Origin of the sequence: Streptomyces sp. (genome assembly GCF_031181555.1) — a bacterium.
GTDB classification, from domain to species: Bacteria; Actinomycetota; Actinomycetes; order Streptomycetales; family Streptomycetaceae; genus Streptomyces; species Streptomyces fimbriatus.
Window position 1 is genome coordinate 1 of sequence record NZ_JAPSKQ010000036.1, and the last position, 14722, is coordinate 14722.

Consider the following 14722-nt stretch of genomic DNA (forward strand, 5'->3'; position numbering starts at 1 on the left):
CGGCCGGATCACCGCGTCGAACCCGTGCAGCGAGTACATGCACCTGGACAACACGTCCTGCAACCTGGCCTCGCTGAACCTGATGAAGTTCCTCAAGGACGACGGCAAGGGCAACCAGTCCTTCGAGACCGAGCGCTTCCAGAAGGTCGTCGAGCTGGTCATCACGGCGATGGACATCTCGATCTGCTTCGCGGACTTCCCGACGCAGAAGATCGGCGAGAACACGCGCGCGTTCCGCCAGCTCGGCATCGGCTACGCCAACCTCGGCGCCCTGCTGATGGCCACCGGCCACGCCTACGACTCCGACGGCGGCCGTGCCCTCGCCGGCGCCATCACCTCCCTGATGACGGGTACGGCCTACCGCCGCTCCGCCGAGCTCGCCGCGGTCGTCGGCCCGTACGACGGCTATGCCCGCAACGCCGACGCCCACAAGCGCGTCATGAAGCAGCACGCCGACGCCAACGGCACCGCCGTGCGCATGGACGACCTGGACACCCCGGTGTGGGCCGCCGCCACCGAGGCCTGGCAGGACGTGCTGCGCCTCGGCGAGAAGAACGGCTTCCGCAACTCCCAGGCGTCCGTGCTCGCCCCGACCGGCACGATCGGCCTGGCGATGTCCTGCGACACCACCGGCGTCGAGCCCGACCTCGCGCTGGTCAAGTTCAAGAAGCTGGTCGGCGGCGGCTCGATGCAGATCGTCAACGGCACCGTCCCGCAGGCCCTGCGCCGCCTGGGCTACCAGGAGGAGCAGATCGAGGCGATCGTCGCCCACATCGCCGAGCACGGCAATGTGATCGACGCCCCCGGTCTCAAGCAGGAGCACTACGAGGTGTTCGACTGCGCCATGGGCGAACGTGCCATCTCCCCGATGGGCCACGTCCGCATGATGGCCGCGATCCAGCCCTGGATCTCCGGCGCCATCTCCAAGACGGTCAACATGCCGGAGACGGCGACCGTCGAGGAGGTCGAGGAGATCTACTTCGAGGCCTGGAAGCTGGGCGTCAAGGCGCTCGCCATCTACCGCGACAACTGCAAGGTCGGCCAGCCGCTCTCCGCCAAGACCAAGGAGAAGGAGAAGGCCGAGATCACCGAGAAGGCCGAGGAGACGATCCGTACCGCGGTCGAGAAGGTGGTCGAGTACCGCCCGGTCCGCAAGCGTCTCCCGAAGGGTCGTCCCGGCATCACCACTTCCTTCACGGTCGGCGGCGCCGAGGGTTACATGACCGCCAACTCCTACCCGGACGACGGTCTCGGTGAGGTCTTCCTGAAGATGTCCAAGCAGGGCTCGACCCTCGCGGGCATGATGGACGCCTTCTCCATCGCCGTCTCGGTCGGCCTCCAGTACGGCGTGCCGCTGGAGACGTACGTCTCGAAGTTCACCAACATGCGCTTCGAGCCGGCCGGCATGACGGACGACCCGGACGTGCGGATGGCGCAGTCGATCGTCGACTACATCTTCCGCCGCCTGGCGCTGGACTTCCTGCCCTTCGAGACGCGCTCCGCGCTCGGCATCCACTCCGCCGAGGAGCGCCAGCGCCACCTGGAGACCGGTTCGTACGAGCAGTCCCTCGACGACGACGAGGTCGACGTCGAGGGCCTGGCCCAGTCGGCGCCGCGGGCCCAGGAACTGAAGGCCGTCGCCACGCCGAAGGCCGGGACCGAGGTGGCCAAGCCCGCCCCGAAGCAGGCCCACACCAGCGCCGAGCTGGTGGAGATGCAGCTGGGCATCCAGGCCGACGCCCCGCTGTGCTTCTCCTGCGGCACGAAGATGCAGCGGGCCGGCTCCTGCTACATCTGCGAGGGCTGCGGCTCGACCAGCGGCTGCAGCTGATCCCGGGCGCGCCGAAGGGGCGCTGACCGAGTGGTGAGGCGGGGAGACCTCGACGAGGTTTCCCCGCCTCGCGGCATCTGTCCCCCGGCGTGCTCTGCGGCGGTCTCACAGCCGTCGGGCCTCTTGCTCCATCTCCGCCTTGAGCTCGGGGACGGGCTCCCTCGCCGCGGCGGCGAGGAGGACCCGGCGGGCCGCAGGAGGAACGAACTCGGTCGGCCAGCCCCTGAGCGCCCGGAGCGCCGTGCGGCGATTCCTGCTCGTTCGGTTGTTGAGGGCGGTTTCTATCAGTTCCCAGCCGTGGCCCGGGTGGCCGCCCAGCCGGCTCACGATGATGTCGAGGATCCCGTCGAGCTCGTACTCCGTCCCCAGACCCAGCCCGGTCGTCGGACCGGTTCGCAGGTCCCGGAGGGGCAGGAGGCGTGCCGCCGCCTCGACGACCGCCGAGATGTCCTCGCTCGGGCAGTCGTCGACGAGCAGGAACCAGAGGGTGCTGTCGTGAGGCTCCGACTCCAGCCCTCGCAGGAGGGCCGGGCGGGCCGGGAGGTTCATCCACCTTGCCGCCCATGCCGCAAGACGACGCGTGCCCGGCTCCTCGGCGGTGAGGCCGGCGAGTACGACGTCCCGTGACGCCGGATCGGCGACCAGCTCCGCGAGTCGGTGCCGAACGCGCCGCCACTCGTCGTTCCCCCGGCAGCTCGCGCCCCCGTGCGTCTCGTTCAGGAACCGGTCGATCGGCAAGAGGCTCCGGAGCCGCCGCAGCGTGATGCCTCCGGCCGTGGAGTGGAGCAGGTAACCGTTCAGCGCGCGTGCCGCGCCGTCGTACGACGTCAGCGCCGGCCCCGGTCCGTCGACATCGGTGAGCGCCCGGAGGATCCTCCCGGCGCCGTCCAGGGTCTCCTCGTCCAATGTCCCGCGGGCCAGGACACCGGCGAGATCACCGACTCTCGCGGCGGTCAGGGCGAAATAGCCGTCCAGCACGTCGCCCGTGCACGCCTCACGGATCAACCACTCCCGGATCTCGGGATCGGACGCCCCTTCGAGCCGACGGACGGCATCGACGCGAGCCCAGCCCTCCGCCTGCCGGGCCAGTTCGAACAGGGCCCGGCAGGGGTCGGTCCGGGAGCGCGCCAAGGCCTCGCGGGCCTCGGACGAGAACGCCCAGAGGGCACCCGGAGTCTTCAGGACGTCGCTGTCGTCGTCGGTCCCGGCCATGCCCAGCAGCAGGATGCCGAACCGGACGGCGTTGGGGTGCTCACCGTGTGTCGCGAACCACCGGCCCAGCCGGCGCACGCGGTCGGAGGGAAGGGACCGCTCGCGCAGGGTCACCCCGAGGGTTCGCTCGTGATCCCGCCACACGATGCGCCGGAGCTGTCTGTCCAGGACGGACGCCGCCCGGCGATCGGGACCGGAACGGATCAGCCGCGTGGCGGTGGCGGCTATCCGCGCGGCAGCGTCCTTCGAGAGGTTGGCGCGGCGGCTCGGCCGGGGCTGCTTGTAAGGAAGCCGATGGCGTGGTTGCCCCGGGTGCTGACGCTCGGCCGCCAGGGCACGGCTGTAGAGGGAAGGCCGGCCACTGAGGGTCCCGCCCAGGTCCCACGACTGCGGGCGGCTCACCGGACGGGGACCCGGGTGTCCTTTCGCTTGTTCATGCGGTGATCTTCACAGGTGGGCCGGGACCGTGCAAGAGCCGTGCCACCGGTGAGTACGGCACGCAGGGGCCGGGCTCGGGCACCAACCGCCGGGTCAGGGCCGGCGCGCCGCTCCCATCACGCGGGCGAAGATCGCCGGGTCGCCCTCGAAGCCCTGGACACCGGGGTGGAAGTCCCAGGCTCCGGAGCCGTCCCGGACGAACTCCGCGACCGTCGCCGCCGTGGCCCCCGGGACACCGCCGAAGTCGTCCTCGGCCAGGACGGTGTACCCCTCGCGGATGCGCAGACCCGGGTTGCCCACACCGGAGAACGTGCGCCGCGCCTGGTGCTGCTGTATGACGACGCCGACCACCACGCGCGCGTACCGCCCGTCGAGGCGGTCCAGCTCCAGCGTCATGACCTCGTCGAAGCCGAAGCCCCTGCCGTCCTTGCTGTCCCGGTTGAGCGTGATGGTGCCGTCGGGGGAGCGGCTGTCGAAGTGCACCACGTAGGCGGGATCGCCGTGCGGGTCGCTCGCCGGATAGGGCGCGGCGACGAGATCCAGGTCGGTCGACGGCTCCCCCGAGGGACTCGGGTCCCACCTCAGCGCGATCTCGACCTTGCGGATGCCCTTGTTGAGGCCGTTCACCAGTTTTCCCCTTCCCCGTGGCCGTCCTGCCGCCCACCCCAACCACCGGGCGGTCCCGGCGGGTTGTCCATCCTGCCACGCACACGGTGGCACGCGCGGGAAAGCAGTCCACCCGAGGGTGACCGACGCCACGCTTCCTGGCCTTACGATGGCGCGGTGCTGGTCAAGTGGATTCGCTGCACCGTGGTGGACCGCCGCGGGTTCGAACGGGGGCAGCGGAAGTGGGCGGGGCTTCTGGGGGAGCCGGGGTTTCGCGGACAGGGCGGGGGCTGGAGCCGGGGGCGGCCGGACGTGGCGCACATCTTCTCCTTCTGGGAGAGCCGTGCCTTCTACGACTCCTTCATGGCGCGCTCCCACGACCGGCTCGCCTCGGCCCAGTCGGGCACCTTCAAGGACGCTCAGGTCAGGCTCTTCGACCACCGCTTCGACGTGAAGACCGGCTTCGAACCGCGCTTCACGGACGCCGACCTGCTCAGAGCGGCGCTGTGCCGGGTCCGCGAGGAGCGGGCGGAACACTTCGTGCTGATGCAGGAGAAGGTCTGGAACCCGGCGATGGCCGGCTCGCCCGGGATGGTCCGCGGGCTGTTCGGCGAGGCGCCCGGGAACGAGTTCCTGGTGCTGTCGATGTGGCGGTCCGCGGCCGAGCACGGCAAGTACCGCACCGAGAGAGTGGAACGCCTCGCCCTGCGGGCGCAGACGGAGGCCGACGTCGTGGCCCTCACGGGGGACGTCGTGGACATGGAACCTGCCTGGACGGTTTGATTCCCGGACGCCCGGAGGCGCGCCCTCGTGCGGCCCGTGACGCGGGACATGTGTGAACTGTGCCGTAAGGGGCCCGTACGAGTGCTCGCCGACGCGTCACCCGATCTAGGGTTTTGGCATGGCACGACCACGGCGCATCGTCCTTGTCCGGCACGGCGAATCAACGGGCAATATTGACGACTCCGTCTACGAGCGCGAACCCGACCACGCCCTGGCCCTGACCGAGCGGGGATGGCGGCAGGCGGAGGACACGGGCAGGCGGTTGCGGGAACTGTTCGGCCGGGAACGCGTCAGCGTCTACGTCTCCCCGTACCGCCGGACGCACCAGACGCTGAGCGCCTTCGGCCTCGACCCGGGGCTCATACGCGTGCGCGAGGAGCCGCGGCTGCGCGAGCAGGACTGGGGCAACTGGCAGGACCGCGACGACGTACGTCTGCAGAAGGCCTACCGGGACGCCTACGGGCACTTCTTCTACCGCTTCGCCCAGGGCGAGTCCGGAGCCGACGTCTACGACCGGGTCGGCGGCTTCCTGGAGAGCCTGTTCCGCAGCTTCGAGGCGCCCGATCATCCGCCGAACGTCCTCATCGTCACCCACGGTCTGGCCATGCGGCTGTTCTGCATGCGGTGGTTCCACTGGACCGTGGCGGAGTTCGAGTCGCTGTCGAACCCGGGGAACGCCGAGATGCGGGTGCTCGTTCTGGGGGAGAACGGCAAGTACACCCTCGACCGCCCCTTCGAGCGCTGGCGAGATCCGGAACCGTACGGGATCACCGGATAGAGTGGCAGGGCGATGACCGCTGATTCCTCTCCCGCCGGGCGCCTGGAGCGCGCCCTGGCCAGCCTGCGCGGACTGTCGGTGGGGGACGCGCTCGGCTCGCAGTTCTTCGTTCCGGTGAACTACCCGCTGCTCAAGCGCCGCGAACTGCCCCACGGACCCTGGCAGTGGACCGATGACACCGAGATGGCCTGTTCCGTCGTGGCCGTCCTGGCCACCCACCACCGGATCGACCAGGACGCCCTCGCGCAGTCCTTCGCCGAGCACCAGGACTTCGACCGGGGTTACGGCCCCGCGGTCGGCCGGCTGCTGCGACTGGTCCGTGAAGGGGGCGACTGGCGCGAGCTCGCCGCCGCGCTCTTCAACGGACAGGGTTCCTGGGGCAACGGCGCCGCGATGCGGATCGCCCCGTTGGGCGCCTGGTACGCGGACGACCCGGAGCAGGCCACTCACCAGGCGGAGATCTCGGCCTACCCCACCCATCAGCACCGCGAGGCCGTGGTCGGTGCCATGGCCGTCGCCGCGGCAGCCGCATTCGCCGCCGCCCCCGGCGGGCCGCCCGGCGCGGAGGCCCTCCTCGACGGGGTCATCGCACTGGTGCCCACGAGGAGCGCGGTCGGCGCCGGGCTGCGCCGGGCCCGGGACATGCTCGACTACGGTGACGCGGCCACCGTCGCCGCCGTGCTGGGCTGCGGACGGCGCACGACGGCCCATGACACCGTGCCGTTCGCGCTCTGGTCGGCCGCCCGGGCACTGGGCGACTACGAGCGGGCCTTCTGGACGACGGCACAGGCGGGCGGGGACGTCGACACGACCTGTGCCATCGTGGGCGGGGTGATCGCCGCCGGGAAGGCGGGGGCACCGCCCGCCGAGTGGGCCGACCGGGTCGAGCCGCTGCCGGACTGGATGCCGACCTCGGTCTGAGGGCCTGTCCACCGGCTCACCCCGGTCGCAGGCCGCCCGAACGGTGCCGGTGAGCTCCGGGACGGCCGGCACGAGTCCCCGGCGTCGAGAACTCTCCGTGCGGTCCCGGGAACTCTCCGTGGCCGCCCGCGCGTTGTCGGGACATCCGCCGTGTGAGCCATGAGGTCCGGCACATGCAGGCGGGGTGCGAGGAGCGTCGTCGAAGAGTGCCGTCGGGGGAATCGTGAAAGCACTGCTCACTGTGTTGCTCGCCCTGAGGGCTGCGGTGGCGCGGTCCGGTGTCCCGGCCGGGGCACCCGGGCGGTGGTGCCGGCCCTCCGGGCGCCGGCGCGGGTCCGGCCGGCGCCGGCCGGACAGGGGGCGGCCCGGCGCTCTCCGACCGATCCCCGTGACCTCCGTCGGTGAGCTGCCGGGCCGGACCCGTGGCGTTCCCCTGTCAGCCGATGCCCGGACCGGCCGAGCCGGAGAGCGCCTCCAGGTCGCTCTTGCGGACCCGGATGACCAGCCACGCGGTGGCCAGGGCGAGCGCGGCCATCGCGGCAGCCGGGACGAAGGCCGTCGAGATGCCCTGCGCGAGCACCTCGTGCCCCCAGGGGGCGGGCAGCTGCTGGGTCTGCGCGAACTCGGCCTTCTGCTCCGGCGTCCCTTCGGCGAGGAAGTTCGGGACCTGCTTCTCCGCCTCGTCCCTGCTGGCCGTGCCGAACACCGTCGTCAGGAGGGCCAGTCCCACCGACCCGCCCACCTGCTGGGTCGCGTTGAGCAGCCCGGACGCCGCGCCGGCCTCGTGCTGGGCCACACCGGAGACCGCGGTGAGCGTCAGTGTCACGAAGTTCAGGCCCATGCCGAAGCCGAAGATCAGCATCGGGCCGAGGACGCCGCCGGCGTAGGAGCTGTCGGAACTGATCAGCGTCTGCCAGGCCAGTCCGGTCGCGGCGAGTGCCGAGCCGATGAGCATGAACGGCTTGGGCCCGAAGACGGGCAGGAACCGCTGCGACAGTCCTGCTCCGAGCGCGATCACGACGGTCACCGGCAGGAAGGCCAGACCGGCCTCGATCGGGCTGTATCCGAGCACGTTCTGCACGAAGAGAACGATGTAGAAGAACATGCCGAACATCGCCGCGGCCAGGCTGAGCATGATCACATACGTGCCCGAGCGGTTGCGGTCGGCGAACATCCGCAGCGGGGTGATCGGCTCCTTGGCCCGGGACTCGATCAGCGCGAAGGCCACCAGCAGCACCACGGAGGCCGCGAACGAGCCGATGGTCACACCGTCCCGCCAGCCCTCCTCCGCCGCGCGGATGAAGCCGTAGACGAGGGATGCCATACCGGCCGTCGAGGTCACCGCGCCCGCGATGTCGAAACGGCCGGTGTGCCGCTCGGACTCGTTGATGTACATCGGGGTGAGTACGGCGATCAGCACACCGATCGGCACGTTGACGAAGAGCACCCACCGCCAGTCGAGCCACTCGGTGAGCATGCCGCCCGCGAGCAGACCGATGGCGCCGCCGCCCGCGGAGACCGCGGCGAAGACACCGAAGGCCCGGTTGCGCTCGGGACCCTCCGGGAACGTGGTGGTGATGAGCGCCAGCGAGGTGGGCGACGCGATCGCGCCGCCCACACCCTGCAGAACGCGCGCCGCCAGCAACTGCCACGGCTCCTGGGCGAATCCGCCGAGCAGCGAGGCGAGGGTGAACAGCAGGATGCCGGTCATGAAGACGCGGCGGCGGCCGAGGATGTCACCGGCCCGGCCGCCGAGGAGCAGCAGGCCGCCGAAGGTCAGGGTGTAGGAGCTGACCACCCAGGTGAGGTCGGTGGTGCTGAACTCGAGAGCGTTTTGAATGTGCGGCAGCGCGATGTTCACAATCGTCGCGTCGAGTACCACCATGAGTTGGCAGGCCGCGATGACGGTGAGCGCGATGCCGGGATGTCCCTCCCGGCGGGCCGCACCTGGCTTCTGGTCCTGGATCAACGGAGAGGTTGTCACTATGGGTCCCCCACGAATGCGTCAGTGAACGCTCGCGTTCACTGTTGCGTCAACGGTAGGAGCCCCCGACAGTGAACGCAAGCGTCCACTAAATGTGATGTCGCTCGGCATGTCCCCCGTAGGTGCCGCGCGGCCCGTGCCCATCCCCGAATGCCCGCTTCCTCTGCTCGTTGGAGAGAGTCAGATGGTTACTTCGAGCTGGGCGGCCGCCCACGCTCAGACGGCCGCCTCCCGTCGGCGCGGTGCCGTGCTGGAACGCGCGATCCTCAATGCCGCCCTGGAGCAGCTCAGCACGGTCGGCTGGAGCGGCCTGACGATGGAGGGTGTCGCCGCCGGCGCCCAGACCGGAAAGGCCGCCGTCTACCGCCGCTGGCCGTCCAAGGAGGACCTGGTCGTGGACGCCCTGCGGGCCGGCCTGCCGCGTTTCGACGCGGCACCCGACCTGGGGAGCGTGCGCGAGGACCTGCTGGCGCTGTGCCGCCGGGCGCGCGACGCGATGTTCTCCCGGCCGGGAGTCGCCTTGCGTTCAGTGATTCACGAGTGCGACACCGTGCAGGCCGAGCGCTTCCACGCGGTGATCGTCGAGGGGGTCGTGGAACCGACCATCCAGATGCTGCGCGAGGTGATCGAGCGCGGAATCGAGCGGGGGGAGGTGCGTCCCGACGCCGCGAACGCATATGTCTTCGACGTCATCCCCGCGATGATGATGTACCGCTCCAAGATGTGCGGAAGTGAATGGACGGATGCCGACCTGGAGGAAATGATCGACCGGTTGATGGTTCCGCTGCTGCGGCCGAGCGGCTCCTGACCGGATCCCGCCGAGACGATGACGCCGCTCGGGGAACCGGGGTGTCGCGGGCCGTTCCGGGCGGCGTACGCTAAGGGCGCCATGCCGTACGAACCACCTACTCACACCGTCGAGCGCTCTCTCCGCGCCACGACCGGGGCGAAGATCGTTGCAGGTGTCGACGAGGTGGGGCGCGGCGCGTGGGCCGGCCCCGTCACCGTCTGCGCGGCGATCACCGGACTGCGCCGGCCCCCCGAGGGGCTCACCGACTCCAAGCTCCTCACCGTCAAGCGGCGCGCAGAGCTCGCCGAGACGCTGCGGAGTTGGGTGACGTCGTACGCGCTCGGGCACGCGTCTCCGGGGGAGATCGACGACCTGGGGATGACGGCCGCGCTGCGGCTGGCGGCGGTGCGGGCGCTGGAAGCGCTGCCGGTCCGGCCCGACGCGGTGATACTCGACGGCAAGCACGACTACCTCGGCACGCCCTGGAAGGTCCGTACGGTGATCAAGGGCGACCAGTCGTGCGTGGCGGTCGCGGCGGCCTCGGTGATCGCCAAGGTCCAGCGCGACAAAATGATGGCCGAACTGGGCGTCGACCATGCAGACTTCGGTTTCGCGGACAATGCCGGGTATCCGTCGCCCGTGCACAAGGCAGCCCTGGAGGTCCGGGGACCCACCCCGCACCACCGGTTGTCGTGGGCGTATCTTGATGCGCTGCCCCAGTGGCGGCACCTCAAGAAGGTCCGCAGCTGGGCGAACGGAAGTGTTCCGGGAATCGAGGGTCAGCTCGGCTTCGATTTCTGACGGTTCCGCTCGCACTCATGCGCCACCCGGCGGCGCGAGCCGTACCAACGTTTGATAAAAATCAGCTCATGCCTCTCATTCCCGAGGAGCCTCAGATTCACGAGAGTGCCCAGGGTCCCCGCGCCACTCCGGCCAGCGGCCGTACCGCGCCGACCCCCCGCCCCGTACCCGGTCCCCGCCCCGCGGCTCCGTCGCGTCCCGGCCGCCCCGGCCCGCCGCGGCCCGCTCCGCCGGTGCAACGTACGCCGCGTGACGCGGCCGCTCCGGCCAAGCCCGGCCCCTCGGGTCCGGCCGCGCCCGCCGGGGGCACCCCGCAGATCCAGCTGATCCCGGCCTCGGTCCAAGGGGCGCTCGACGCCGCCGAGGAGGCCGTGGACCTGCTGCTGGACTCGGGCCGTGCCCCCGGCGACGTGCTGGTGATCACCACCGGCGAGCCGCACCCGTGGGCCACCCACGAACTGTCCTTCGGCGAGGCCTCCTACTGGGCCCAGCACGATGCCGGTGACGACGTCTTCTACACGGACGCCGGCGTCGCGGGGCGTGCCGGTGCGCGGCCCGTCGTGGTGGTCGCCGTCAACGGTGGCTCCGAGTCCGTGGCCGCCTCCGCCCTGTCGGTGGCCCACGCCAAGGCCGGCGCCCTGCTGATCGTCTGCGGCGATCCGCAGCGGATCAACTCGGTCCTGGGCGCGGGCGTCTGAACCGGCACCACGGCGTCGGGACGGACGCCGAGGGGTGACGCGAGCGCCCCGGTCGCGGCGTCCGCACGCCCGGGGGCTCGGCGTATCCGCAGGACCGGCTGGGCCGGTGGGCGCACAGCCGTGCTGTTCCGTGCCGGGCCGAGCCCGGCGTCGTGCGGGCGTGCTGTGCCGTTCCGCCACTCGCCCCGTCCCGGGGAGCGGGCCGGAGAGGCCGGGCGGTCCGTGCGCGGCGTCAGCGTGCCGCCGCGCGGCGCAGGACCTCCGAGGGGGCGCCGCCGGTGCGCGGTATTCGGGGCGGCGCCTCGGACGTGGCGAACGGCTCCGGTGCCGAGCCGGCGCTGGGGTGGCGCCCGCCGCGGCCTTCACCGAGCACCTGCCAGCCGTCACGGGTCAGCGTGATGTACGCCCCGCAACGCAGCCCGTGCAGTGTGCAGGCGTCTCGCAGCCCCCACATCCACGCGCCGTCCTCCTCGGTCCAACGCGCGTCACCGTCGCGGCAGTAGAGCAGCACGGCGGTGCGTACCGGGGTGCGGCGCCGGAGGTCGTGCGGGATGACCCGGCGCAACTGGGCCAGCAGCACGTTGCGGAACATCCAGCCGTCCGCGGGGGCGGGGCGGCGGGTGAACGAGGCGCTCGCCCGCAGCCGCTCGTCCGGGTCGAGCACGGCGACCACCGCGGTCGCCGGCCCGGGGCGGTGCCGGACATGCAGTCCGCTGACGACCTCGCGAGGGTTGCGCAGCAGCGGAATTCCCGCGGCGGCCCACTCCGCAGGTTCGAGCACACGGGTGGCGGAAGCGGCGGACGTCGACAGCGATGCCGCCGAGGACGGAGCGAATCCGAAGGTCACGGTCCTCCCTTCGGCTACGCCCACACTGCGGGCGGGGTCGGATTCGGGGGAGCGCGCACGCAACAGAGCCCTACCTGATCGGCGGACGAGCCGTGCGGGTGCGGACTTCAATTCTTCCTGTCGAACTTGGATGCGGCAACGAGCAATCGGAGCAGCCGACCGTTATCGGGTGAAGTACGGCTTATATCCCCACACGCTGCCCCTCCGGGGCGCGCATGCGGCGTTCGACCACGACACGTTCGTACGTCATGGGAGGGCGGTTTTCCAGAGGGGTGCGCTCTCGAGGAGCGTTCGTGAGCGGATCGTCACACGGGGTGAGGTGGCCGATTGTCAGTGCCGTCGGGTTGCATGGGGGCATGGACGACCTGGAGCTCCGCACCGAAGCCGATGCCATCCTCGCCGAGCTCGTCGGAGCCCCGGAGGGCTCGGCGCGGTTGCGGGAGGACCAGTGGCAGGCGGTGGCGGCCCTGGTGCGGGAGCGCCGGCGGGCACTGGTGGTGCAGCGCACCGGCTGGGGCAAGTCGGCGGTGTACTTCGTGGCCACCGCCCTGCTGCGCCGGCGCGGCTCCGGCCCGACGGTGATCGTCTCGCCCCTGCTGGCGCTGATGCGCAACCAGGTCGAGGCGGCGGCGCGGGCCGGCATCCGGGCGCGCACCATCAACTCGGCCAACCCGGAGGAGTGGGACGCCATCCACGAGGAGGTCGAGCGCGGCGGGACCGACGTTCTCCTCATCAGTCCGGAACGCCTCAACTCCGTGGATTTCCGCGAGCAGATGCTGCCCAAGCTCGCGGCCACGACCGGCCTGCTGGTGGTCGACGAGGCGCACTGCATCTCCGACTGGGGGCACGACTTCCGGCCCGACTACCGTCGGCTGCGGGCGATGCTCGCCGAACTCGCCCCCGGCGTGCCGGTGCTCGCGACGACGGCGACCGCCAACGCGCGGGTCACCGCGGACGTGGCCGAGCAGTTGGGTACCGGCGCGGGCGAGGCCCTGGTGCTGCGGGGCCCGCTCGAGAGGGAGAGCCTCCGGCTCGGAGTCGTCCGGTTGCCGGACGCCGCGCACCGCCTGGCCTGGCTCGCCGAGCACCTGGACGAGCTGCCGGGGTCCGGGATCATCTACGCCCTGACGGTGGCCGCGGCCGAGGAGGCCACCGCCTTCCTGAGGCAGCGCGGTTTCCGGGTGGCCTCCTACACGGGTCGTACGGAGAACGCCGACCGGCTGCAGGCCGAGGTCGACCTGCTGGAGAACCGGGTCAAGGCGCTGGTGGCGACATCGGCGCTGGGCATGGGCTTCGACAAGCCGGATCTGGGCTTCGTGGTCCATCTGGGCTCGCCGTCCTCGCCGATCGCCTACTACCAGCAGGTGGGGCGTGCGGGCCGCGGTGTGGCCCACGCCGATGTGCTGCTGCTGCCGGGCAAGGAGGACGAGGCCATCTGGCGCTACTTCGCGGACACCGCCTTCCCGCCCGAGGCGCAGGTCCGCCAGACCCTCTCGGCCCTCGCCGATGCGGGACGGCCCCTGTCCGTACCGGCACTGGAGGCGGCGGTGGACCTTCGGCGCACCCGTCTGGAGACGATGCTGAAGGTGCTCGATGTCGACGGCGCGGTCAAGCGGGTGAAGGGCGGCTGGACGGCCACGGGAGCCGACTGGGTGTACGACGCCGAGCGCTACGCCAGGGTGGCGCGGCAGCGCGCCGCCGAGCAGCAGGCCATGCGCGATTACGTGAGCACGACCCGGTGCCGGATGGAGTTCCTGCGCCGGCAGCTGGACGACGAGGGAGCGGCCCCGTGCGGCCGTTGCGACAACTGCGCGGGCGCCTGGGCCGACCCCTCGGTTTCGGCGGAGGCGCTGACGGGAGCGGTGAAGGAGCTGGACCGCCCGGGGGTGGCGGTCGAGCCGCGCCGGATGTGGCCGACGGGGATGCCCGCACTGGGCATCGACCTCAAGGGCCGTATCCCGGCCAGGGAGCAGTGCTCCACCGGGCGCGCCCTGGGACGGCTCTCGGACATCGGCTGGGGCAACCGGCTGCGCCCGCTGCTGGCCGAGGGCGCGCCGGACGGACCGGTCCCCGACGATGTCCTGCGGGCCGCGGTGACGGTCCTCGCCGACTGGGCGCGCTCTCCGGGGGGCTGGGCGACGAACGACCCGGACGCCCTCGCCCGGCCGGTGGGCGTCGTCGCCGTGCCGTCCCTGACCCGCCCCCTCCTGGTCGCGTCCCTGGCTCGGGGAGTGGCGGACATCGGGCGCCTGCCCTTCCTGGGCACCCTGGCGTACACGGGGCCGAGCGGCGCGCACGCGGCGCGGCGGAGCAACTCCGCCCAGCGCCTCCGGGCGTTGTCCGGAGCCTTCACCGTCCCCGGGGAACTGGCCGGAGCGCTGGCCGGCGCCTCCGGGCCCGTCCTGCTCGTGGACGACTGCACGGACTCCGGCTGGACCCTCGCGGTCGCCGCCCGCCTGCTGAGGCAGGCGGGGGCCGACCAGGTTCTGCCGCTGGTGCTGGCCACGGCGGGCTGACCGCCTTCCCCCTGTGCCGGGACAACCACTTCACCGCCCGGGACCTGGACTTCCTCGATCCGGGCGACCTGGCCGGCCGCCACCTCGACCGGCTCCCCGGCGGCCGGCGGCGGCGCACCCATGTCGCCATGGTGCCGGCCCAGGACACCCGCTACGCGCTGCTCGACGAGTCGCTGAACAACCTCGACATCAGGCACGCGGTCCGGATGGCGGAGCAACTTCGCTCCGCCGCCGACGGGTTGAACAAGACCGTGGTCCCGGTGGTGCACGACATCGACATCGCGGCCGGATACTCCGGCCGTGCCAACGCGCTGCGGGACGGCGCGATCGTCGCCAACGGCTCCCCGGCCGAGCTGATGGACCCGACCTCCTCACCCGGATCTTCGACACCCCGGTCCAGGTGCACGAAGTCAACGGCCGCCCGCCGGCCGTCCACCACCGCTGACACGTGATGTGTCCCTGATCGGACTTATCCACAGGGTGAAGCGGAGTCTTGGATTCTGCGAGATCGTCTTCG

At 71.5% G+C, this 14722-nt stretch carries 13 protein-coding genes; 9 read left to right on the forward strand and 4 right to left on the reverse strand.

Going from position 1 to position 14722, the window contains the following annotated elements; genetic code table 11:
• Positions 1 to 1831: vitamin B12-dependent ribonucleotide reductase (locus tag RIM90_RS10630; protein ID WP_309060370.1), on the forward strand; the 1831-nt coding region annotated here is incomplete at its 5' end.
• Positions 1832 to 1936: 105 nt separating this feature from the next.
• Here the strand turns inward: RIM90_RS10630 and RIM90_RS10635 are convergent.
• Together RIM90_RS10635 and RIM90_RS10640 are read right to left on the reverse strand one after the other, a co-directional pair.
• The gene (locus RIM90_RS10635) at positions 1937 to 3157 is read right to left on the reverse strand and encodes a hypothetical protein (protein WP_309060371.1); all 1221 of its coding nucleotides are present in this window, start codon (positions 3155 to 3157) and stop codon (positions 1937 to 1939) included.
• A 417-nt stretch (positions 3158 to 3574) separates the two neighbouring features.
• Positions 3575 to 4108 (reverse strand): TerD family protein, encoded by a 534-nt coding sequence (locus tag RIM90_RS10640; protein ID WP_309060372.1) that lies wholly within the window; start codon positions 4106 to 4108, stop codon positions 3575 to 3577.
• Between the two features lie 156 nt (positions 4109 to 4264).
• Between RIM90_RS10640 and RIM90_RS10645 the strand changes: the two genes are divergently transcribed.
• The 3 genes from RIM90_RS10645 to RIM90_RS10655 all read left to right on the forward strand — a co-directional run bounded on the left by RIM90_RS10645 (position 4265) and on the right by RIM90_RS10655 (position 6569).
• Positions 4265 to 4870: a YdbC family protein gene (locus RIM90_RS10645; protein ID WP_309060373.1), complete on the forward strand. Its 606-nt coding sequence runs from the start codon at positions 4265 to 4267 to the stop codon at positions 4868 to 4870.
• 118 nt (positions 4871 to 4988) lie between these two features.
• Complete coding sequence (locus RIM90_RS10650; protein ID WP_309060374.1) at positions 4989 to 5648, forward strand: histidine phosphatase family protein; 660 nt, start codon at positions 4989 to 4991, stop codon at positions 5646 to 5648.
• 12 nt (positions 5649 to 5660) lie between these two features.
• Complete coding sequence (locus RIM90_RS10655; RefSeq protein WP_309060375.1) at positions 5661 to 6569, forward strand: ADP-ribosylglycohydrolase family protein; 909 nt, start codon at positions 5661 to 5663, stop codon at positions 6567 to 6569.
• Positions 6570 to 7005: 436 nt separating this feature from the next.
• Here the strand turns inward: RIM90_RS10655 and RIM90_RS10660 are convergent, their stop codons facing one another.
• Positions 7006 to 8553 carry an MFS transporter gene (locus RIM90_RS10660; RefSeq protein ID WP_309060376.1) on the reverse strand — a complete coding sequence of 516 codons (1548 nt, stop codon included), beginning with the start codon at positions 8551 to 8553 and terminating at the stop codon, positions 7006 to 7008.
• Between the two features lie 184 nt (positions 8554 to 8737).
• On the opposite strand from RIM90_RS10660, the gene RIM90_RS10665 reads away from it, so the two are divergent.
• From RIM90_RS10665 to RIM90_RS10675, 3 genes are all read left to right on the forward strand, one after another.
• Positions 8738 to 9361, forward strand: coding sequence for a TetR/AcrR family transcriptional regulator (locus RIM90_RS10665; protein WP_309060377.1), 624 nt, complete (start codon positions 8738 to 8740; stop codon positions 9359 to 9361).
• Positions 9362 to 9442: 81 nt separating this feature from the next.
• Complete coding sequence (locus tag RIM90_RS10670) at positions 9443 to 10144, forward strand: ribonuclease HII (RefSeq protein WP_309060378.1); 702 nt, start codon at positions 9443 to 9445, stop codon at positions 10142 to 10144.
• 68 nt (positions 10145 to 10212) lie between these two features.
• The gene (locus RIM90_RS10675) at positions 10213 to 10842 is read left to right on the forward strand and encodes a hypothetical protein (RefSeq protein ID WP_309060379.1); all 630 of its coding nucleotides are present in this window, start codon (positions 10213 to 10215) and stop codon (positions 10840 to 10842) included.
• 232 nt (positions 10843 to 11074) lie between these two features.
• Here RIM90_RS10675 and RIM90_RS10680 read toward each other — a convergent pair whose 3' ends face one another.
• Positions 11075 to 11689, reverse strand: a complete 615-nt coding sequence (locus tag RIM90_RS10680; protein WP_309060380.1) for a hypothetical protein — start codon at positions 11687 to 11689, stop codon at positions 11075 to 11077.
• Positions 11690 to 12045: 356 nt separating this feature from the next.
• Here RIM90_RS10680 and RIM90_RS10685 point away from each other — a divergent pair, with 356 nt between their 5' ends.
• Entirely contained in the window at positions 12046 to 14205 is a 2160-nt protein-coding gene (locus RIM90_RS10685; RefSeq protein WP_309060381.1) for a DEAD/DEAH box helicase, read from the forward strand.
• Between the two features lie 128 nt (positions 14206 to 14333).
• Positions 14334 to 14657, forward strand: coding sequence for a hypothetical protein (locus RIM90_RS10690; RefSeq protein WP_309060382.1), 324 nt, complete (start codon positions 14334 to 14336; stop codon positions 14655 to 14657).
• Positions 14658 to 14722 lie beyond the last annotated feature (65 nt).

Bases quoted from the DNA above. Each gene is read 5' to 3' on its own strand.
- RIM90_RS10650 (WP_309060374.1), top strand. From the start codon at position 4,989: ATGGCACGACCACGGCGCATCGTCCTTGTCCGGCACGGCGAATCAACG.
- RIM90_RS10655 (WP_309060375.1), top strand. From the start codon at position 5,661: ATGACCGCTGATTCCTCTCCCGCCGGGCGCCTGGAGCGCGCCCTGGCC.
- RIM90_RS10665 (WP_309060377.1), top strand. From the start codon at position 8,738: ATGGTTACTTCGAGCTGGGCGGCCGCCCACGCTCAGACGGCCGCCTCC.
- RIM90_RS10670 (WP_309060378.1), top strand. From the start codon at position 9,443: ATGCCGTACGAACCACCTACTCACACCGTCGAGCGCTCTCTCCGCGCC.
- RIM90_RS10675 (WP_309060379.1), top strand. From the start codon at position 10,213: ATGCCTCTCATTCCCGAGGAGCCTCAGATTCACGAGAGTGCCCAGGGT.
- RIM90_RS10685 (WP_309060381.1), top strand. From the start codon at position 12,046: ATGGACGACCTGGAGCTCCGCACCGAAGCCGATGCCATCCTCGCCGAG.
- RIM90_RS10690 (WP_309060382.1), top strand. From the start codon at position 14,334: ATGGTGCCGGCCCAGGACACCCGCTACGCGCTGCTCGACGAGTCGCTG.